Genomic DNA, 20,014 nt, shown 5'->3' on the forward strand with positions numbered 1-20,014 from the left:
CGTCCCCGATCCCCCCGGGACCGGACCCCGTGCCGAACCCGGAGCCGGGCCCTCCACTGTCCTGACCCCGGACGCGAACGGGGCGGTGGACGGCATCTCCTGCCGTCCACCGCCCCGCACGCGTTCCTCAGCGGCAGCGCCTACGCGGACGTCTCCGACCGGTCCTGGCCCCACAGCGTGTGGAACGACCCGTCCCGGTCCACCCTGCGGTAGGTGTGCGCACCGAAGTAGTCCCGCTGCCCCTGCGTCAGCGCCGCCGGCAGCCGCTCCGCGCGCAGGGCGTCGTAGTAGGCGAGAGCAGCCGCGAAACCGGGCGTCGGCACGCCCTGGCGGGTCGCGGCGACCAGCACCTCACGCCAGTCGTCCTGCGCGTCCGCGATCTCCTGCGCGAACGTCGTGTCCGACAGCAGGCTCGGCAGGTCGGGACGGGCGTCGTACGCGGCGCGGATCCGGTCCAGGAACGCCGCGCGGATGATGCAGCCGCCCCGCCACAGCGCGGACACCGCACCGAGGTCGATGTCCCAGCCGTACTCGCCACGGGCGGCGTCGATCTCGTGGAAGCCCTGCGTGTACGACACGATCTTCGACGCGTACAGCGCCTGCTCCACCCGGTCCGCGAACGCCCGGGCCTCCGCCTCGCTCAGCGGCTTCGCCTTCGGGCCGGCCAGTCCGCGCGAGGCCTCCCGCAGGGCCGCGTGGCCCGACAGCGACCGCGCGAACACCGCCTCGGCGATACCGGACACCGGCACACCCAGGTCCAGCGCGATCTGCACGGTCCAGCGGCCGGTGCCCTTCTGCTCGGCCTGGTCCACCACCACGTCCACGAACGGCTTGCCCGTCTCCGCGTCGACGTGCGACAGCACCTCTGCCGTGATCTCGATCAGGTACGAGTCGAGACGGCCCTGGTTCCAGGTGCGGAAGATCTCCGCGATCTCGGCGGGGGAGTAGCCGGCGACGTCCCGCAGCAGCTGGTACGCCTCGCCGATGAGCTGCATGTCCGCGTACTCGATGCCGTTGTGCACCATCTTCACGAAGTGCCCGGCACCGTCCGGACCGACATGGGAGACGCACGGCGAGCCGTCCGCGGCCTTCGCCGAGATCTTCTCCAGCATCGGGCCCAGCGAGTCGTAGGATTCCTTCGGGCCGCCCGGCATGATGCTCGGGCCGTTCAGCGCGCCCTCCTCACCGCCGGAGACACCCATGCCGACGAAGTGGATGCCCTGCTCGCGCAGGTCCCGCTCACGGCGCCGGGTGTCGGCGAAGTGCGCGTTGCCACCGTCGATGATCATGTCGCCGGGCTCCAGCAGCGGCGCGAACTCCTGGATCACGGCGTCCGTCGGCTCACCGGCCTTCACCATCACGACCAGCCGCCGCGGACGCTCCAGCGCCGCCACGAAGTCCTTGGCGCTCTCGCACGCCACGAACTCCCCCTCGCCGCCGAACTCCTCCACCAGAGCGTGCATGCGCGCGGGCGTCCGGTTGTGCACCGCGACCGTGTAGCCGTTGCGGGCGAAGTTGCGGGCGAGGTTGCGGCCCATGACCGCGAGACCCGTGACGCCGATCTGCGCTGTACTGCTCATTCGGTTCGCTCCTAAAGACCTCGGTATCGGTGCTGCCGGTGGGAGGTGCCCACGGGCATCCCCCGTCGACCATCCTGACGTGCCGCTACTTCGACCGCACGCCCGGGTCGCACGGCGTGGCGCAGGCTGATACGGACGAGAGCCCCGTCGCACTCAGCCGACGGGTGCGCCCCGCGCACGTCGCACCGGCGCACGGTGTGCCGTACACGGTGCACCACCGTGGCGCGCGTCGCGCAACAGGGGCCTCATACCGGCCATTTGGACTCCTGGGCGGCGAAAAGCCGTCTTGTTCTGGCCGGTTCGCAGCGCTTACTTTTGCCCCTCCTGACGCATGTCTAGGGGGGCTTTCGATGGCCGTACGCGGCCGGCACCGCCGGTATCAGCCGAACAGGATCAACCGCGCCTCGCTCACCGTCACGGCGGGCGGCGCGGGCATGGCACTGCCGTTCATGGGCACCGGCGCCGCCCAGGCGGCGGACGTGGACACCTGGAACAAGGTCGCCGCCTGCGAGTCCACCAGCAACTGGAGCATCAACACCGGCAACGGCTTCTACGGCGGACTGCAGTTCACCCAGTCCACCTGGGAGGCCTACGGCGGCCGGGCCTATGCGGCCCGCGCGGACCTCGCGAGCAAGGACCAGCAGATCGCCGTCGCGGAGAAGGTCCTGGACGGGCAGGGGCCGGGCGCCTGGCCGGTCTGTTCCGTACGGGCCGGACTGACCCGGGGCGGCGCCGAGCCCGACATCCGGCCGGCCGCCGAGCGCACGCAGCAGAAGGACACGAAGAAGAAGACCTCCATCGAGGACGTACGGCCGCAGTCCACGCCGCAGTCCCGGGCGGGCAACGCCGAGATGTACACCGTGGTCCGCGGCGACACCCTCTCCCGCATCGCGGACGACCAGGACGTCCGGGGCGGCTGGCGGGGCCTGTACGTCGCCAACCGCTCGACCATAGGGTCCGACCCCGATCTGATCGTGCCCGGCCAGCGCCTGGCGCTGCGCGGCGAGGGCGCCACGAAGACGCGGCCCGAGCACAAGCCCGCGCCGTCGGCCAAGCCCGCGCCGTCGGCCAAGCCCGCGACGAAGAAGCCGGCCCAGGACCGTGCCAAGGAGCGGCCCAAGGAGCGGTCCAAGGACGAGAGCAGGGAGCGCGCCGACCGGTCCACGGCCACCCGGCAGGGTTTCGTAGCCCCCGTCAACGCCTCCCTCGGGACGCCCTACCGCAAGGCGGGGTCTTCCTGGTCGAAGGGCTACCACACCGGCATCGACTTCCCCGTGCCCACCGGCACATCGGTCAAGTCGGTCGCGTCGGGCAGCGTCGTCAGCGCGGGATGGGGCGGCTCGTACGGCTACCAGGTCGTGGTCCGGCACGCCGACGGCCGCTACAGCCAGTACGCCCACCTCTCCGCGATCTCCGTGCGGGACGGGCAGTCGGTGAGCGCCGGCCAGCGCATCGGCCGCTCCGGCTCCACCGGCAACAGCTCGGGCCCGCATCTGCACTTCGAGGTGCGGACGGGGCCCGGCTTCGGCTCGGACGTCGACCCGGTGGCGTACCTCCGGGCCGGCGGCGTCAGGATCTGACCCGCATGCGCTGCCGGTCGATCACGGGCAACGGGACGTACGGGATGCCGTAGAAGGGCACGTAGGAGAACGGGCGATCGTCGTCGGAGGCCGCCACCACCGACGACTGCCCGCCCTCGTACGAGGCATCCGCCCCGCCGGCCGCTGCTGCTCCGGGCCCCGGCAGGAGCACGGCGGCCGGTGTGTCCGGTACGGCTACGGCGCCCACTGCCGCGGCCACCGGCTCCGGCACGCGCGCGGCCGCCGTTTCCTGCGGCCTTGGCGCGAGCACGGCGGCCGGTGTGTCAGGCACGAGGAATGCCGCTGTCGCCTGCGGGCCGGGCGCGAGTACCGCGGCCGGTGCGTCCGCTCCGGACACGGGACCCGCCGCCGCGGCCACCGGCTCCGGCACGCGCAGGTCCACCGCTTCCTGCGGCCTTGGCGCGAGCACGGCGACAGGTGCATCCGGTGGCGGTACGCGGGCTGCGGCTGATTCCCGCGGCCTCGGCACGAATACCGCGGCCGGTTCGTCCGCTCCAGACGCGATCCCCGCGGGCGATGCGTCCTCTCCAGGCACAAGTACCGCGGCCGGTGCGTCCGTCCCGGACACGGGACCCGCCGCCGCGGCCACCGGCTCCGGTACGCGCACGCCCGCCGTTTCGTCCGGCCTCGGCACGATCACCGTGGTCGGTGCGCCCGGCCCCGGCACGAGTACCGCCGTCGCCACAGGTCGCTGTACGAGCACGTCCGCCCCGCGTACCCCGGCCGGCCCGGCCTGCGCCCCGGCAGGGACCCCGAGGCTCGCCGGTTCTCCCACCGGCTCGGGCAGGCCGCCCCGGCCCGCCCGCTCCGGCGCCCGGCGCACCCGGCGCGGGCCTGCGGCCGGCAGGGCCCGCGCGCCCGCCCCGCCCGGCACCTCCGCACGCCCGGCGGGAACCGCGTCCGGGTGCTCGTGCGCGGGAACCGCGTCAGTGTGCTCGTGCGTGAGCCGCTCCGTCGTGAGCAGGATCAGGCCGCCCGCCGCGACCACACCGCAGCCCAGCGCGAGCACCGTGCCCGTCGTGCCGTAGCGGAAGGTTTCTCCGAACATCGTGATGCCCACCGCGGCCGCCACCACCGGGTTCACGACCGTCAGCGTGGCCAGCGGGGCCGCGAGGCCGGCGCCCCGGTAGGAGGCCTGCGACAGCAGCATGCCGGTCGTGGCCAGGACGCCGATCACGGCGAGGGACGGCACGTCCGCCGCCGACACACCGCCGGTCCAGTCGACCGCGACGGTCTTCGTGAACACCGAGGACATGCCGAACGCGATGCCGGAGGCGGTGGCCAGCAGCATGCTGCGGACCGCCGGGTGCCGGTGCGCGGCCCGGGCGGCGATCATCAGCGCCACCACCACACCGGCCGTCACGACGGCGACGGCCACCCGCTCCGGCGCGGTCAGCGACCGCGCGTCGGACGCGGCGACCAGGGACAGCAGACCGGCGAGCCCCACCGTCGCCATGATCGCGCCCCGCCAGGCCGTGGCACCGGCCCTGCGGCCGACGAACAGCGCCGCCATCGGCAGGGCCACCACGATGGTCAGCGCGCCGAGCGGCTGGACCAGGCTCAGCGGCCCGTAGGCCAGCGCCACCACGTGCAGCAGACCGCCGAGGCCGTTCAGCCCGACCGCCGCCCACCAGCCCGGCCGCCGCAGCGGCGCGTACTGCTCGCCCGGCGACGACTCCGCCACCCGCTCCTGCACGATCGCACCGCCCGCGTAGGCGAACGCGGAGACGAGGGACAGCAGGACGGACAACGCGAGGGCGCTCATCGGCTGCTCCTCTGCGTCAGGCGGGGGCGCTCGGCCCGGCGCGGCGAAAGGTGGGCTTTCATGACCAACACCCTGCCGTGTCCAGGTCTTCCCGTCGTCGTCCCTGAGCACTCATTGGGTCCTACTGCCGGTGGAGTACGCGAGGAACCCCCTCATCCCCAGGGTGGGTGAGTCCGGTCGGGGGCCACCGGGTCGCGTCCCTTAGGGGCCTTGGTACTACTGCTCTTCGTGGACCTCGACCCCGACCTCGCCGCGCTCCGCCCGCTCGCCGGCTTCTTCGTGCTGCGCACGGAACGAGCATCGGCCGGGTCTCTTCCCACTCTCGCACAGGCCTACGCCGCCACGTCACCGGATGTGTCAGTAAATCCCCTGATTTTTCGTGTCCGTAAGGTCGCGACCGCCCTGCGCGCCCCGGAGTTGCGCGTCGCCGCGTCCGTGACCCACCAGGGACTCGCGGCCCGGCTCTGGTCGATCGCCCTCGGCTGCGCCGCGCTCTACGGCTCCGTCCCCGACCTCGACGCCCGGCTGCTGCACTGGGACGCCGACGGCAGCGCCCCCGACGACCTGTGGCTGACGGACGTACGGCAGTTGCCGGGGGACGCGCCGTCCCTCGCGGACGTCGTCCTGCACGGCCACCTCGTCCCGCTGGCGGCGGCCCTGCGCGCCCACCACGGCCTCGCACCGGGCCTGCTGCGCGGCAACGCCGCCTCCGCCCTGGCCGGTGCCGCCCGGGAACTGGACCGCTGGGCCGGGCGGCACGACCGTACGGACGTCGCCGCCCGGGCCCGGTCCCTGGCCGCCGAACTCCTCGCGCACCCCCTGCTCACCGGCGCCGGGACCCTCACCGGCACCGCGTTCCGGCGCCGCAGCTGCTGCCTGTACTACCGGGTGCCCGGCGGGGGCGTCTGCGGCGACTGCTGCTTCCCGCGGCCGCCCCGCTCTTCCCCACGCGCCCCTTCTGGGTGACCATGAAAGGGAACGGCCGCTGAGAGCAGGGAGTTGCGGGTGCGTGTCGGACTGCTGACCCGGGAGTACCCGCCGGATGTGTACGGCGGAGCGGGCGTCCATGTGGAGTTCCTCGCCCGCGAGCTCAGACCGCTCGTCGACCTGGACGTGCACTGCTGGGGGGAGGGCCGCGCCGACGGCGTGCTGCGCCACCGGCCCTGGTCCGCGCTCGACGGCGCCAACGACGCGCTGCGCACCTTCTCCGTCGACCTCGCGATGGCCGCCGCCCTCGAAGGCCGCGAGCTCGTCCACTCCCACACCTGGTACGCCAACCTCGGCGGCCACCTCGCCAAGCTCCTGTACGGCATCCCGCACGTGATGACCGCGCACTCCCTGGAGCCCCTGCGCCCCTGGAAGGCCGAGCAGCTCGGTGGCGGCTACGAACTGTCCAGCTGGGCGGAACGCACCGCGATCGAGGCCGCCGACGCGGTGATCGCCGTCTCCGGAGCCATGCGCGAGGACATCCTCGGCTGCTACCCGGGGCTGGACCCGGAGCGGGTCCACGTCGTGCACAACGGCATCGACACGAGCCTGTACCGGCCCGACCACGGCACGGACGCCCTGGACCGGATCGGCCTGGACCGCTCCCGCCCGTACGTGCTGTTCGTCGGCCGGATCACCCGGCAGAAGGGCGTGCCCCACCTGTTGCGCGCGGTGCGGGACATCGACCCGGCCGCACAGGTCGTGCTGTGCGCGGGCGCACCGGACACACCGGAAATCGACCAGGAGTTCCGCGAGCTGTTCGGTGAGCTGAGCGCGGTCCGCGACGGGGTGTTCTGGCTTCCCAAGATGCTGCCGCGCCCGGAGGTGATCCAGCTCCTCACACACGCCGCCCTGTTCGTCTGCCCCTCGGTGTACGAGCCGCTCGGCATCGTGAACCTGGAGGCGATGGCCTGCGGCACCCCCGTGGTGGCCTCGGCGGTCGGCGGCATTCCCGAAGTGGTGGACGACGGCACGACAGGGCTGCTCGTCCCGCCCGGCGACGCCTTCGAGGCGGGGCTCGCCCGGGCCATGGACGCCGTCCTGGGCGACCCGGAGGCCGCCCGGAGGATGGGCGAGGCCGGGCGCGAGCGCGCGGTCGGCGAGTTCGGCTGGGACGCGGTGGCCCGCCGCACGGTCCGGCTCTACGAGGAGATCGTCAAACAGGCTTAGCGGGTACTGCTCAGGGGCAGGCATCGGGAAATCGGCGTGAGGGGAGCGGCCATGCGTGGTGGTGGTCCTTCGGTCCTGGGGATCGTGCTGGCGGGCGGCGAGGGCAAACGGCTGATGCCCCTGACCGCGGACCGTGCCAAACCGGCGGTGACCTTCGGTGGCACGTACCGTCTGGTCGACTTCGTCCTGTCCAACCTCGTCAACGCCGACATCCTGCGCATCTGCGTCCTGACGCAGTACAAGTCGCACTCGCTGGACCGGCACATCACCATGACCTGGCGGATGTCCAACCTGCTCGGCAACTACGTCACGCCGGTGCCCGCACAACAGCGCCTCGGCCCGCGCTGGTACCTCGGCAGCGCCGACGCGATCCTGCAGTCGCTGAACCTGATCTACGACGAGCGCCCCGAGTACGTGGCCGTCTTCGGCGCCGACCACGTCTACCGCATGGACCCCCGTCAGATGCTCGCCCAGCACATCGAGAGCGGTGCGGGCGTGACGGTGGCCGGGATCCGGGTGCCGCGCACCGAGTCCTCCTCCTTCGGGGTGATCACCCCCGGCTCGGACGGGCAGACGGTGGAGCGTTTCCTGGAGAAGCCGGCCGACCCGCCCGGTCTCGTGGACGACCCCAGCTGCGTCTTCGCCTCGATGGGCAACTACATCTTCACCACCAAGGCCCTCATCGAGGCGCTGAGGCGGGACGCTGAGGACGAGTCCTCCGTGCACGACATGGGCGGTTCGATCCTGCCCCAGCTCACCGACCGGGGTGAGGCCGCGCTCTACGACTTCAGCGCCAACCACGTGCCCGGCGAGACCACCCGCGACCAGGGCTACTGGCGCGACGTCGGGACGCTGGACGCCTACTACGAGGCCCACATGGACCTCATCGCCGAGCGCCCCGCCTTCAACCTGTACAACCGCAGCTGGCCGATCTACACGCACTCGTACCAGCTCTCGCCGGCCCGGTTCAACGCGGGCGGCATCGCCAGCGAGTCCATCATCAGCGCGGGCTGCCTGGTGCGCGGGCAGGTCACACGGTCCGTGCTGTCGCCGGGGGTGGTGGTCGACCCGGGAGCCGTGGTGCAGGGTTCGGTGCTGCATGACAACGTGCACATCGGCCGGGGCGCGGTGGTGCGCGGCGCCGTCCTCGACAAGAACGTCGAGGTGCCGCCGGGCGCGACCATCGGCGTCAATCCCGAGCGGGACGCGGAGCTGTACACGGTGTCCAAGGGCGGCGTGATCGCCCTGGGGAAGGGGCAGTTGGTCACCTGAGCCGCGGCGGCGCCGGGGGCTTTGTCCTGTCTCTGGACGAAGTTCGGGATCCGTGTTGTCATGCCTTCGTCCTCCCTAGTCGTGCACATGGCAACGTTGGCATGGAGGTTCCGTGCGTCCCCGACGCCTCAGAAACCGCCTCGCGTTACTGCTCGCCGCGCTCCGCTGGGCCGACGAGGTGGCCCCGGCAACACCCACCCCGAGTACCCGCGCCCCCAGCTGACCCGGGACGCCTGGCGGAGCCTCGACGGCCGCCGGCAGTTCGCCGCCGCCGAGCCGGGCGAACAGCCGCCCGTCGGCAGGACGCTGAAGGAGCGCATCCTCGTCCCGTACCCGGTGGAGTCGCAGCTCTCCGGCATCGAACGGCACGAGGACCGCATGTGGTACCGCCGCACGTTCACCGTCCCGGCCGACTGGCACATCGGCTCCGGCAAGCGGCTCAAGCTGAACTTCGGCGCCGTCGACTGGCGCTCCGAGGTCTACGTCAACGGCACGAAGGTCGCCACGCACGAGGGCGGCTACGACAAGTTCAGCGCCGACGTCACCGACGCGCTCACACCGGGCCGCACCCAGGAGCTGATCGTCGGCGTGTACGACCCGACCGACGCGGCGTCCGGCGAGAACCCGCCGCTCGGCAAGCAGCGCCTGGACCCCAGCGGCATCTGGTACACGCCGTCCTCCGGTATCTGGCAGACGGTCTGGATGGAGCCGGTGGCCCGCGACCACGTGGACTCCCTCAAGCTCACTCCGGACGTGGCCTGGCGAGAAGCTGACCGTGGAGGCACGGGGCGTCCGGGACGGCGTACCGGTCACGGCCACGGCGTACGACGGCCGGCGCAAGGTGGCCACGGCGAGCGGCCGCACCGGAACCCCGCTCACCCTGACCGTCCACGACCCCCGCCTCTGGTCGCCCGACGACCCCTTCCTCTACGACCTCGAGGTGAAGGTGGGCGCCGACCGGGTCGGCAGCTACTTCGGCATGCGCTCCATCGCCGTCGAGAAGATCGGCGGCGTGCCCCGTACGGTCCTCAACGGCGAGCGCGTCTTCATGATGGCCACCCTCGACCAGGGCTTCTGGCCCGACGGCCTCCACGCGGCACCCACCGGCGAGGCCCTGGCGTACGACCTGAAGGTGCACAAGCGGCTCGGCTTCAACTCGGTCCGCAAGCACATCAAGGTCGAGCCGGACCGCTGGTTCTTCTGGGCCGACCGGCTCGGGCTGCTGTGGCAGGACATGCCCGCGATGACGGCCGGGGTGAACCCGTCCGCCGCCTCCCGCGACCGCTACGAGCGTGAGATGAAGGAGATGATCGACGAGCACGTCAGCAGCCCGTCGGTCGTCATGTGGGTGACCTTCAACGAGGGCTGGGGCCAGTACGACGTGGGCCGGGTCGCCGAGCAGGCCAAGGCCTGGGACCCCACCCGCCTCGTCAACGGCCAGTCCGGGCTGAACCTCGGCGCCGACGGCGGCACCGGCGACCTCATGGACGAGCACGGCTACCCCAGCCCCGCGCTGCCGCCCCGGCCGGACGGCGAGCGCGCCCTGGTCACCGGCGAGTACGGCGGCCTGGGCCTGGCGGTGCCCGGCCACGCCTGGTCCGTGCAGCAGTCGTACGTCGACCTCGACCCGGCGACCTGCACCGAGGACTACCTGGAGAAGCTGGACGAGGTCCGGGCGCTGGTCTGCAAGGGGAGCAACGGGGCCGTGTACACCCAGATCGCCGATGTCGAGGGCGAGCTGAACGGCTTCCTCACCTACGACCGCGCGGTGCTGAAACCCGGCACGGCCCGGCTGAAGGCCGCGCACGAGGCGCTGATCCGTGACGCCTCCCGGGTGACTCCCACCGGGTGCCCGGCGGCGCGACCTGTGCTGGACTGACCGCACATGCACCATAAGTCCCGCCCCTATCAGCCGGGGCGGGACTTAGGTGTCCTCTCACTACGTCCTGATCGGATGCTCATAGTGAAAGGACCCCTTAATCGGATGTTAACTGTGCGTAGCCTGATCGTACTTGACCGTAATCGGGCGGGGGCGGTTGACTGCTGACCCACCCGTCGTCGACGCGAGGCAAGCCCTTGACTGCTGACCTGCTCGCTCCTCTCGACCTGGCGTTCTGGAACCTCGAGTCCGCCGAACACCCGATGCACCTCGGTGCGCTCGGGATCTTCTCGGCCCACTCGCCCGCCGCGGGCGCCCACGCGGCGGACCTGCTCGCGGCCCGGGCCGCCGGAGTCCCCGGACTGCGGATGCGCATCCGCGACGTGTGGCAGCCGCTGCCCGCCGCCCTGCGCCGGCCGCTCGCCTTCGGCGGCGCGGCCCGCGAGGCGGACCCGGACTTCGACCCCCTGAACCACGTCCGGCTGCACGCCCCGACCGCCGACTTCCAGACGGTCGCGGGCCGGCTCATGGAGCGCCCCCTGGAGCGCGACCGCCCGCCCTGGGAGGCCCATGTGCTGCCGGGTGAGGACGGCGTCTGCTTCGCCGTGCTGTTCAAGTTCCACCACGCCCTGGCCGACGGGCTGCGGGCGCTGACCCTGGCGGCGGGCGTCATGGACCCGATGGACATGCCCGCGCCCCGGCCCCGCCCCGTCGAGACCCCGCGCGGCGTCCTGCCGGACGTGCGCGACCTGCCCGGGCTGATGCGCGGCGCCCTGTCCGACATGAGCCGCGCCCTGGACATCGGCGCCGCCGTCGCCCGGTCCTCCCTCGACGTGCGGTCCACCCCCGCGCTCACCTGCGCACCGAGCGGCACCCGCCGCACCGCCGGAGTCGTGCTCGACCTCGACGACGTGCACCGCATCCGCAAGACCGTCGGCGGCACCGTCAACGACGTCCTCATCGCCGTCGTCGCGGGCGCCCTGCGCCGCTGGCTCGACGAGCGCGGCGACGGCAGCGAGGGCGTCAGCCCCCGAGCCCTGATCCCCGTCTCCAAGCGCCGCCCCCGGACCGCGTACCCGCAGGGCAACCGGCTCTCCGGGTACCTGATACGGCTTCCGGTGGACGACCCCGACCCGCTGGCCCGCCTCGCCTCGGTCCGGGACGCCATGGACCGCAACAAGGACGCCGGCCCCAACCGGGGCGCGGGCGCCGTCGCCCTGCTCGCCGACCACGTACCCGCCCTCGCCCACCGGCTCGGCGGCCCCCTGGTCGGCCAGGCGGCCCGGATCTGGTTCGACCTCCTGGTGACCAGCGTGCCCCTGCCCAGCCTGGGCCTGAAGCTCGGCGGCCACCCGCTCACCGCGGTCTTCCCCTTCGCCCCGCTGGCCCCCGGCCACTCCCTGGCCGTCGCGGTCTCGACGTACCGGGGGAGCGTCCACTACGGCCTCGTCGCCGACGCCGAGGCGGTCCCGGATCTCGACCTGTTCGCCACGGCCGTCTCCAAGGAGGTGGCGATGCTGATCAAGGCCTGCCGGTCGTGATCAAGGCGACTTTGGCGGTGCGGCCCGACGCTCCGTAGAATTCGCCCTTCGAATGCGGGCGCGACCGGCGCGCCGCGACGGCAGAGCAGGGAACGACAGCGGCGATGACGGTGACAGAGGACGGCCCGCAGGCCATGGACGAGGCGAGCGGGCTCTCGTACGGACCCGGCATCGACCCGGAACGTCTGGCCGTCTGCCTCGGCGTGCTGGAGGAACTCGACAAGCTGGACGTCGACCACCCGGACGCCATCGCGGTCCGCCGGGCCACGGCCGGGATCTACCGCACGGTCAAGCAGCGCCGCCGCCAGGAGCGCCGGGCCGCCAAGACCGCCCACGACAAGGCGGTCACGGAGGCCACGGCGACCGGCTCCGCCCAGCGCATCGACGACGAGACCGAGGGCCTGCTGCCGTCGTCGAACACCGAGGAGGGCAGGATCGCGGGGATACTCCAGCGCCCGCGCTCCTGCTACACCTGCAAGGCCCGGTACGTGGAAGTCGACTACTTCTACCACCAGCTCTGTCCGGACTGCGCCCGCGTGAACCGCGAGAAGCGCGACGTCCGCGCCGACCTCACCGGCAAGCGCGCGCTGCTCACCGGCGGCCGGGCCAAGATCGGCATGTACATCGCGCTGAGGCTGCTGCGCGACGGCGCGCACACCACGATCACCACGCGCTTCCCCAAGGACGCCATCCGCCGCTTCAAGGCGATGGACGACTCCGCGGACTGGATGCACCGCCTGGAGGTCGTCGGCATCGACCTGCGCGACCCGGCCCAGGCCGTGGCCCTCGCCGACCAGGTCGCCGAGGCGGGCCCGCTCGACATCCTCGTCAACAACGCGACGCAGACCGTGCGCCGCCTGCCCTCCGCCTACGCCGCGCTGGTCGAGGGGGAGAGCGCCCCGCTGCCCGCCGGAGAGCTCCCCGCCCATCACGTCATCGGCGCCTTCAACTCCGGTGCGGTCGACGGCATCGCCGCGCTGCCCCTCGGCACGAGCGGGCTCGACGCCCAGCAGGTCGCCGACCTTGCCCTGGTCGCGGGCAACGCCAGCGTCGAACGGCACCTGGACGGCACGGCGATCGACGCGGGCGGGCTGGTGCCCGACGTGGTCGACTCCAACACCTGGGTGCAGACGATCGAGCAGATCTCGCCCGTCGAGCTGCTGGAAACCCAGCTGTGCAACTACACGGCGCCGTTCATCCTGATCAGCAAGCTGCGGCCGGCCATGGCCGAGGCCGCGAGGAAGGCGGAGAGCGGCCGCGCCTACGTCGTGAACGTGTCCGCGATGGAAGGGGTCTTCGGGCGCGGGTACAAGGGCGCCGGGCATCCGAACACCAATGCCGCGAAAGCCGCGATGAACATGGTCACGCGCACCAGCGCCCAGGAGATGTTCCAGACCGACGGCATCCTGATGACCTCGGTCGACACGGGCTGGATCACCGACGAGCGGCCGCACTACGACAAGCTGCGTCTCGCCGAGGCCGGGTTCCACGCGCCGCTGGACCTCGTCGACGGAGCGGCCCGGGTCTACGACCCCATCGTGCGGGGTGAGGTGGGAGAGGACCTCTACGGCGTCTTCCTGAAGGACTACGCGCCCGGGAAGTGGTAGTCGCCCCTGTCCCGTGACGGGCTGTCAGGGACCGTCTGGAAAGCGCCGTCGTCGACATACGCCGTTCGGGTGAACTGCAAAACCCCCGTCGGCGTACAAAACGGTACGCAAACCGGAGTTGAACGCGGTCTGACGCACGATCGTTACCGGCTGTTTTCAGCCCCATCGAGCGGGGTCCCGCTCATTTGGTTAGTCTGATCCGGACGGACAGCAGCACGGGGTCCTACCCACACCCACGGTCCGTCATGGGACCAGCCGGTTCACCACGGCCTGCTCTCCCGTGAGTCGACCGGCGCCACCGCGTCCGAACTGCATTTGACACAGAGGCCCGAGCGGGCGTCAGGCGCAGCAGGACCGGCGCGTACGTCCCGAGGGTGACCGACACATAAGGAGTGCGCGGTGACACCGGAGAAGACGAATCGCGATCAGCGCCCCAAGGAACGCGGCGAGCGCGCCGGCCGACGGGTCGACGAGCTCGGCAGCCTCGACGTGTGGGCCCGTTCGGCCCCGATCCGCCTCGCGGGCTACGAGGAAGACCTCGCGGAGCCCCACATCCTGCCCAGCGTCGACTGACTGCGGGCAGCCCCCACCGCGATCGCCGAGAGCATGGGCGTGCCAGACTCGCACCCATGCTGATCAGGGAAGCAACGGCTGACGACTGGCCTGGTATCTGGCCGTTCTGGCACCGCATCGTCGCCGCGGGCGAGACCTACGCATGGGACCCGGGTACCTCCGAGGAGGAGGCCCGGGTCCTGTGGTTGAACCCGGCGAAACGCGTCTACGTCGTCGAGGACGACAGCGGAGCCGTCGTCGCCTCCGCCTACCTCACCCCCAACTACGGTGGCCCGGCCGCCCGCATCGCCAACGCCGGCTTCATGGTCGACCCGGGCAGGGGCGGCCGGGGCTACGGACGCGCCCTGGCCGGCCACCTCCTGACCGAAGCCCGGGCCGCCGGCTACCGGGGCATGGTGTTCAACGCCGTCGTCGAGACCAACCCGGCCGTGCACCTGTGGGCGTCCCTCGGCTTCACGATCCTCGGCACGGTCCCGGACGCCTTCGAACACCCCCGGCACGGCCCGGTGGGGCTGCACATCATGTACCGGGCGCTGTAGAGCACCGCAGGAGCGGCCGTCAGGGCCGGGCGTACGGACGGGTCATGATCTCCATGTTGTGGCCGTCCGGGTCGTCGAAGTAGGCGCCCCGGCCGCCGAAGAGGTCGTTGACCCGGCCCGGTGCGGTGTGGCTCGGATCGGCGTAGTAGGTGACGCCGATCGCCTCCAGCCGGGCGATCATGGCGTCGAACTGCTCCTCGGGCACGAGGAACGCGTAGTGCTGCGGCTGGATGGGCTCGTCGCGCTTCTCGTAGTAGTCGAGGGTCACGCCGTTGCCCAGGTCGACGGGCAGGAAGGGGCCGAAGGGGGCGCCGACCTCCAGACCGAGGACGGCCGCCAGGAACTCGGCGGACAACCGGCGGTCCGAGGCGTAGACGGCGGTGTGGTCGAGGCGGGCGACGGTGGCGGGCACGGCAGGCTGAGCAAGGGACATGAGTGGGTTCGTCTCCGGTCGTGTGAGGTCCGTGGTGAAGCGCCGCTGAGGCGCGAGGGGATGAAGACACGGAGACGAGAGGCGGGGCGCGTGCCCTCTCCGGCTCTCGGGCGAGTCCGGGCGGGGTCACCCCCGCCGCGCTCACGTCGAGGCCGGGCGCCTCACTCGTGCATGGCCTACGGCCGACCCGGCAGTCACCCGGCCGACCTTAGTCCATCGGCGCCGTGCGCTGCCACGGATTACGTTCCTCCAGCCGGCCTGCCAGATCGAGGAGTTGGGACTCCGAGCCGGGCCGCCCCACCAGCTGCACGGCGCAGGGGGCGCCGGAGGGGAGAGTTCCGCAGGGAACCGCCATGGCGGGCCAGCCGGTCAGGTTCCACGGGGGTGTCAGGGGCGAGTAGTTCGTGTTGACCAGCAGGTTGCTCAGCCAGCCCCGCTCGTGCCAGGGCCCGGCCTTGGGGGAGCGGCGTGCCAGCGCCGGGGTGAGCAGCACGTCGTACTCGGTGAAGAACGGCTCCAGTCGTGCCCGGAGCTTCTCCCGGCTCGCCCCGGAGCGCGCGGCGGCGATGAAGGGGCGGCCGATTCTCGCGTGGACGCGGGTGCGCCGGGTCAGCAGGCGGGGGTCGAGGGGCTGGGCCTCCGCGGCCGTGCCCGCCGTCCAGTGGATCAGCGAGGTCGTGGCGAGGGAGACCGGGTAAGGCGGGTCGGCGCGCCGGACCTGGTACCCCGCCCGCATCAACAACCCGGCCGCGTCCCGGGCGGCCGCCGCGTAAGGGCGGCTGACGGTGACGCCGGCCAGCGGGCTGCGCAGCGACACGGCGACCCGGAGCGTGCCGGGCTCGGACCGGGGTGCGGGTGCGGTACCGGCGAGGACCGAGAGCATCAGGCGCGCGTCCTCGACGGTCGTGGCGAGCGGGCCGTGCTCCGCCATGCCGAACCAGTTGCTGCCCCCGCCCGCCGGGACCACTCCCCGGCCCGGCTTGATGGTGACCAGGCCGCAGTTGGCGGCCGGTATGCGCAGGGAGCCCATGCCGTCGTTGCCGAGGGCGAGCGGCACCATCCCGGCGGCGACGGCGGCCGCGCTGCCCCCCGACGAACCGCCCGCGGAACGTGACGGGTCCCAGGGGTTGCGGGCGATGCCCAGCACGCCGTCCGTCGTGCCGAAGACGCACAGTTCGGGCACGTGCGTCAGTCCCACGACCACCGCGCCCGCCGCCCGCAGCCGGGCCACCGTCACATGGTCCTGTGCGGCCGGGGTGTCCGGTGTCGCCGCCGAGCCGACGCGGGTGGACTCGCCGCGCACCGCGAGGTTGTCCTTGACGGCCACGGGCACCCCGGCCAGCGGCAGTTCGGCGAAGTCGCCGCGGGCCGCCACCTCGTCGGCCTCGGCCAGGGCCGCCTCGGCACGCACCGCGCGGAAGGCACCCACACGCCCGTCGAGCCGCTCGATCCGGGCGAGGTGCTCGGCGACCACCTCCCGGGGTGTGACCCGCTTCTCGCGGACTGCGGCGGATATCTCGGCGGCGGTGCGGCCGGTCCAGGTGGTCACAGCGGCTCCTCGGAAGGACTGCGCGGACTCAAGAGGTCCTTACTGGCGAGTACGTAGGGAGAACTCTGCACCCGGACAGGAGCGCGCGTCGAGGCCGCCGGGCATGTCGATGCCGGATCAGTGCCGTGGACCTGGTCCTGATGTGGCCGCTCAGCGCAGATGGCGCGCGAAGAAGGCCTCGGTCACGTCCATCTCGGCCGCCCACCGCGGCCCGAACGTGTGACCCTCGCCGGGGACCGTGCGGAGTTCGACGTCCTTGCCGGCGTCCCCGAACGCGGCGGCGGCCTCCCGTGACCAGGCGAGGGGGCAGGTGTCGTCCGCGGTGCCGTGCTGGATCAGCAGGGGTTCGCTGACGCGGTCGGCGTAGGTCAGCGGTGAGACGCCGCGCCAGAACGCCGGGTCCTCCTCGGGCGTGCCGTGCTTCTCCTCGATCTCGGCGACGAGGGGGTCGCCGTCGGGCCGCTGGAAATGGTCGATGTTCTCCTGCGGCCGGGCGCTCACCGGCGCGTAGGCGACCGCCGCGTCGAACAGGCCGGGCGCCACGACCAGGGTGTTGTACACGACCCCGCCGCCCATCGACCGGCCGAACAGGCCGATCCGGTCGCCGTCGATCTCGGGGCGCCCGGAGTTCCGCAGGGCCAGGGCGGCGCCGATGACGTCCTCGGTGTAACCGAGCCGCAGATTCACGTCGTTGTCCGGGTCCTTGTCGGAGCGGGCGTGGTTGCGGTAGTCGGTGTGCAGGACGACATGGCCGCCGCGGGCCAGGCGGTCCTGCTCGCGCGGCATGCCCTGGCCGCTGAGGTAGACGTCCGGGTCGATGTATCCGTGCGCCAGCACCAGCGCCGGGAAGGGGCCCCTGCCCTCGGGGATGTTCATGATCCCGGAGATGGTCAGGCCGTTCGCCTCGTAGGTGACGGCGTGGCGGGTATAGGCGGAGTTCCGGTCGAGCACGTCGCCGAGACGCAGCCCCGAGCCGGTGTGCTCGCGCCGCATCAACGCCGGGAGGGAGACGGGGTCGGCAGGGCCGGGGGCCGGCGTGGCGCGGGGGCTCTCGCCGGTGGTCCGGGCCGGCGCCGGGGAGGTCGCGGGCGCGCCGTCCTCCGCACCGCCGGTGCAGCCCGTCACCAGGGCCAGCAACAGTCCGGCGGCCGCGCAGGCGGTGCCCCGGAGCCGCATACGGTCCAGTGTGACCCCGACCTGTGCGGGAGGGTAGGTGTCGCCTGGCCGGACCCCGTGCCACCCCCGTGCTGTCCCGCTCGATCAGCCCCGGCACGGGGACCCGGACCGTCCGGGCCGGGCCGCCGTCGGGCAAGGCGGTCGGTTCCCGCGCCGCCGTGCGGCCGAACTCGACGCACCTCCACCGGCCGACCCACACCAACACGGCGACGGCGGCACGACCACCACGGTTCGGGTATCCCTGCTGCGCGCCCCGCGCTTCCCCGGCCCGGAGACCGACCAGGGCGTGCACCGCATCCGGCACACGCTGGTGCCGGGCGCAAGCCGGCCGACGACGGCAGCGGTGACGTGGTCGTCCGCTTCCACCAGGCGTTCGGCGGCCGGGCACGCGCCACGCTCACCGCCGGGTTCGACGTCGCCGGAGTCGCGGTGACGGACCTGCTGGAACGCCCGCTCGCCGACGTGGCGGCACCGCAGGCGCGGACGGCCGGATCGCCCTGGGGCTGCGCCCGTTCGAGCTGGTGACGCTCCGGCTGCGGCGCGCCTGGAGGCAGTGGGAGACGCAGGTCACATTCGTCGGTGTCACGTCGTGACGAGCCGCTGCCTCATAGGGGTGTACGCACCGACAACGACAGAGGAGCTCACCATGAGCGCACGACTGGACGTCTTCGCCATCCCGAGCGCGAGCAAGGTCGTCAAGCAGTTCACCGCCGTGGGACGGCTGGTCGTGGAGTCACCGCTGCCGGCCGCGACCCGGGAACTGGTCTCGCTCCGCACGAGCCAGATCAACGGATGCGCGGTCTGCATCGACATGCACAGCAAGGAGGCCACCGCCGCGGGCGAGAGCGCCGTACGGCTCCACCTGGTCGCGGCGTGGCGGGAGGCCACGGTCTTCACCGACGCCGAGCGCGCCGCGCTGGAGCTGGCCGAGCAGGGGACCCGCATCGCGGACGGCGCCGGCGGGGTCCCGGACGAGGTGTGGGAGCGGGCCGCCAAGCACTACGACGAGGAGCAGCTCATGGCGCTGGTCACCCTCATCGCCTTCATGAACACCGCGAACCGGCTGAACGTCATGCTGGAGCAGCCGGCGGGGGACTACCAGCCCGGCCAGTTCAAGTAGACAAGGAGCACCGGGCCCTGGGCGTCGCCTAGGGCCCGAGCTGTGTTCGCAGCCACTCCTCCACCTCGCCGACGTGCGCGGCCGCCGCCGCGCGGGCCGCCTCCGGGTCACGGGCCGCCAGGGCGCGGTGGATCGCCGCGTGCTCGCGGCGGGTGCGGGCGAAGGCGCCTTCCTCCTGGTAGCCGCGCCAGACGCGGGCCCGGAACGTCCGGGACGACAGGCCCTCCAGGATGGCGGCCATGGTCTCGTTGCCCGCGGCGGCCGCGATCTCCCGGTGGAAGGCCAGGTCGTGGGCGAGGATCTCCTCCGGATCGTCCGTGGCGTTCATCGCCGTCAGGTGCTTCTCCACCTCGGCCAGCTGGTCCGCGGTGATCCGTGCGGCGGCCAGCGCCGTCGCCGTCGACTCCAGGATCCGCCGGATCTCCAGGAGTTCGACCAGTTGCGGGCCGCGCGACAGGTCCGCCACGACGCCGAAGGTCTCCAGCAGGTCGCCGGCCTCCAGCCGGGTGACGTAGATGCCCGAGCCGTGCCGGGCCTCCAGCACGCCCATGACCGTGAGCGCGCGGATCGCCTCCCGCATCGAGCTGCGGGAGATGCCGAGCCGGGCGGCCAGATCGCGTTCGGTCGGCAGCCGCTGGCCCGGCTCCAGCCTGCCCTCGCCGATCATGGCCTTGATCCGCTCGATGGCGCGCTGCGTCACGGTGCCCTTCTGCGGGGCTGACTCGTCGTCCACGCCACTCCTCCGATCACAGCGCTCCGGCGCAGTCTAACCATCAGGGTGGTCGGACCACTACGGGTCGAAGGTGCGAAAAGTCGCGGCCCGAGGCTGTTCTGGCGTGGGATTGGTCTGATAAGTATGCGGGCATCTGCTGGAACGCCGGTCGATGGGAGCTCCCTGAGATGCACCAAGGGCAAGACGCTCTTCGGCATGCCCGACAGCTTCTACGCGCCGGCCACCACCACGTTCCTCACCGTGCCGCTGTCGGTGTGGCTCGCCGCGATCGCCTTCGCGGCCGCGGTGATCGGCGGCATCGCCCTCGACGGCGGTAGAGGCACCATGTCCGGCGCCCTCACCGGCGTACTCCTTCCGGGGGTCGCACAGAACCTGCTCACCCTCGCGCAGGTGCCGTCGTTCTGGATCCAGGCAATCCACGGCGGAATCATCCTGGTCGCCCTCATGATCGCCCGGGTCACCACGGGCCGCGCCCAGGACTGACCTCCC

At 72.4% G+C, this 20,014-nt stretch carries 14 protein-coding genes and 5 pseudogenes; 12 read left to right on the forward strand and 7 right to left on the reverse strand.

Annotation, left to right across the window (positions count from 1 at the left end):
- Window positions 1-140 precede the first annotated feature (140 nt).
- Complete coding sequence (gndA, locus tag A4E84_RS35545; protein ID WP_062930486.1) at window positions 141-1,580, reverse strand: NADP-dependent phosphogluconate dehydrogenase; 1,440 nt, start codon at window positions 1,578-1,580, stop codon at window positions 141-143.
- Between the two features lie 350 nt (window positions 1,581-1,930).
- Here gndA and A4E84_RS35550 point away from each other — a divergent pair, with 350 nt between their 5' ends.
- Window positions 1,931-3,160: a transglycosylase family protein gene (locus tag A4E84_RS35550; protein WP_062930487.1), complete on the forward strand. Its 1,230-nt coding sequence runs from the start codon at window positions 1,931-1,933 to the stop codon at window positions 3,158-3,160.
- Between the two features lie 937 nt (window positions 3,161-4,097).
- Here A4E84_RS35550 and A4E84_RS44930 read toward each other — a convergent pair.
- A pseudogene (locus A4E84_RS44930) lies at window positions 4,098-4,946 on the reverse strand (DMT family transporter); the annotation flags it as partial.
- A 210-nt stretch (window positions 4,947-5,156) separates the two neighbouring features.
- On the opposite strand from A4E84_RS44930, the gene A4E84_RS35560 reads away from it, so the two are divergent.
- The 8 genes and pseudogenes from A4E84_RS35560 to A4E84_RS35590 all read left to right on the forward strand — a co-directional run bounded on the left by A4E84_RS35560 (window position 5,157) and on the right by A4E84_RS35590 (window position 14,514).
- Window positions 5,157-5,912, forward strand: coding sequence for a (2Fe-2S)-binding protein (locus A4E84_RS35560; protein WP_237305051.1), 756 nt, complete (start codon window positions 5,157-5,159; stop codon window positions 5,910-5,912).
- A gap of 39 nt (window positions 5,913-5,951) precedes the next feature.
- Window positions 5,952-7,103, forward strand: a complete 1,152-nt coding sequence (glgA, locus tag A4E84_RS35565) for a glycogen synthase (protein WP_062930490.1) — start codon at window positions 5,952-5,954, stop codon at window positions 7,101-7,103.
- Window positions 7,104-7,154: 51 nt separating this feature from the next.
- Window positions 7,155-8,375, forward strand: a complete 1,221-nt coding sequence (glgC, locus tag A4E84_RS35570; protein WP_062930491.1) for a glucose-1-phosphate adenylyltransferase — start codon at window positions 7,155-7,157, stop codon at window positions 8,373-8,375.
- Window positions 8,376-8,541: 166 nt separating this feature from the next.
- A pseudogene (locus tag A4E84_RS35575) lies at window positions 8,542-10,254 on the forward strand (glycoside hydrolase family 2 protein); the annotation flags it as partial.
- A 197-nt stretch (window positions 10,255-10,451) separates the two neighbouring features.
- Window positions 10,452-11,795: a wax ester/triacylglycerol synthase family O-acyltransferase gene (locus A4E84_RS35580; RefSeq protein WP_062930492.1), complete on the forward strand. Its 1,344-nt coding sequence runs from the start codon at window positions 10,452-10,454 to the stop codon at window positions 11,793-11,795.
- Between the two features lie 104 nt (window positions 11,796-11,899).
- Window positions 11,900-13,402: an SDR family NAD(P)-dependent oxidoreductase gene (locus A4E84_RS35585; protein WP_062930493.1), complete on the forward strand. Its 1,503-nt coding sequence runs from the start codon at window positions 11,900-11,902 to the stop codon at window positions 13,400-13,402.
- A 399-nt stretch (window positions 13,403-13,801) separates the two neighbouring features.
- Window positions 13,802-13,975 (forward strand): hypothetical protein, encoded by a 174-nt coding sequence (locus tag A4E84_RS43605; RefSeq protein WP_102913158.1) that lies wholly within the window; start codon window positions 13,802-13,804, stop codon window positions 13,973-13,975.
- A gap of 56 nt (window positions 13,976-14,031) precedes the next feature.
- Window positions 14,032-14,514, forward strand: coding sequence for a GNAT family N-acetyltransferase (locus A4E84_RS35590; RefSeq protein WP_062930494.1), 483 nt, complete (start codon window positions 14,032-14,034; stop codon window positions 14,512-14,514).
- 19 nt (window positions 14,515-14,533) lie between these two features.
- Here A4E84_RS35590 and A4E84_RS35595 read toward each other — a convergent pair whose 3' ends face one another.
- The 4 genes and pseudogenes from A4E84_RS35595 to A4E84_RS44935 form a co-directional block, all read right to left on the reverse strand.
- Window positions 14,534-14,947, reverse strand: a complete 414-nt coding sequence (locus A4E84_RS35595) for a VOC family protein (RefSeq protein ID WP_062930495.1) — start codon at window positions 14,945-14,947, stop codon at window positions 14,534-14,536.
- Window positions 14,948-15,155: 208 nt separating this feature from the next.
- On the reverse strand, window positions 15,156-16,496 hold the full coding sequence (locus A4E84_RS35600; protein WP_062930496.1) for an amidase: 1,341 nt from the start codon (window positions 16,494-16,496) through the stop codon (window positions 15,156-15,158).
- A 150-nt stretch (window positions 16,497-16,646) separates the two neighbouring features.
- Window positions 16,647-17,672 carry an alpha/beta hydrolase family protein gene (locus A4E84_RS35605; RefSeq protein ID WP_079129241.1) on the reverse strand — a complete coding sequence of 342 codons (1,026 nt, stop codon included), beginning with the start codon at window positions 17,670-17,672 and terminating at the stop codon, window positions 16,647-16,649.
- Between the two features lie 55 nt (window positions 17,673-17,727).
- A pseudogene (locus A4E84_RS44935) lies at window positions 17,728-17,847 on the reverse strand (LacI family transcriptional regulator); the annotation flags it as partial.
- Between the two features lie 30 nt (window positions 17,848-17,877).
- Between A4E84_RS44935 and A4E84_RS41580 the strand changes: the two are divergent.
- A pseudogene (locus A4E84_RS41580) lies at window positions 17,878-18,265 on the forward strand (glycosyl hydrolase-related protein); the annotation flags it as partial.
- A 53-nt stretch (window positions 18,266-18,318) separates the two neighbouring features.
- Window positions 18,319-18,792: a carboxymuconolactone decarboxylase family protein gene (locus tag A4E84_RS35610; protein WP_062930497.1), complete on the forward strand. Its 474-nt coding sequence runs from the start codon at window positions 18,319-18,321 to the stop codon at window positions 18,790-18,792.
- 28 nt (window positions 18,793-18,820) lie between these two features.
- Here A4E84_RS35610 and A4E84_RS35615 read toward each other — a convergent pair whose 3' ends face one another.
- The gene (locus tag A4E84_RS35615) at window positions 18,821-19,525 is read right to left on the reverse strand and encodes a FadR/GntR family transcriptional regulator (RefSeq protein WP_062930498.1); all 705 of its coding nucleotides are present in this window, start codon (window positions 19,523-19,525) and stop codon (window positions 18,821-18,823) included.
- A 153-nt stretch (window positions 19,526-19,678) separates the two neighbouring features.
- On the opposite strand from A4E84_RS35615, the pseudogene A4E84_RS35620 reads away from it, so the two are divergent.
- Window positions 19,679-20,008, forward strand: a pseudogene (locus tag A4E84_RS35620) (hypothetical protein); the annotation flags it as partial.
- Window positions 20,009-20,014 lie beyond the last annotated feature (6 nt).

The organism is Streptomyces qaidamensis, from assembly GCF_001611795.1.
In the GTDB taxonomy this organism is placed as follows: Bacteria; Actinomycetota; Actinomycetes; order Streptomycetales; family Streptomycetaceae; genus Streptomyces; species Streptomyces qaidamensis.

Bases quoted from the DNA above. Each gene is read 5' to 3' on its own strand.
- A4E84_RS35550 (WP_062930487.1), top strand. From the start codon at position 1,931: ATGGCCGTACGCGGCCGGCACCGCCGGTATCAGCCGAACAGGATCAAC.
- glgC (WP_062930491.1), top strand. From the start codon at position 7,155: ATGCGTGGTGGTGGTCCTTCGGTCCTGGGGATCGTGCTGGCGGGCGGC.
- gndA (WP_062930486.1), bottom strand. From the start codon at position 1,580: ATGAGCAGTACAGCGCAGATCGGCGTCACGGGTCTCGCGGTCATGGGC.
- A4E84_RS35585 (WP_062930493.1), top strand. From the start codon at position 11,900: ATGACGGTGACAGAGGACGGCCCGCAGGCCATGGACGAGGCGAGCGGG.
- A4E84_RS35610 (WP_062930497.1), top strand. From the start codon at position 18,319: ATGAGCGCACGACTGGACGTCTTCGCCATCCCGAGCGCGAGCAAGGTC.
- A4E84_RS35605 (WP_079129241.1), bottom strand. From the start codon at position 17,672: ATGCGGCTCCGGGGCACCGCCTGCGCGGCCGCCGGACTGTTGCTGGCC.
- A4E84_RS35595 (WP_062930495.1), bottom strand. From the start codon at position 14,947: ATGTCCCTTGCTCAGCCTGCCGTGCCCGCCACCGTCGCCCGCCTCGAC.
- A4E84_RS35590 (WP_062930494.1), top strand. From the start codon at position 14,032: ATGCTGATCAGGGAAGCAACGGCTGACGACTGGCCTGGTATCTGGCCG.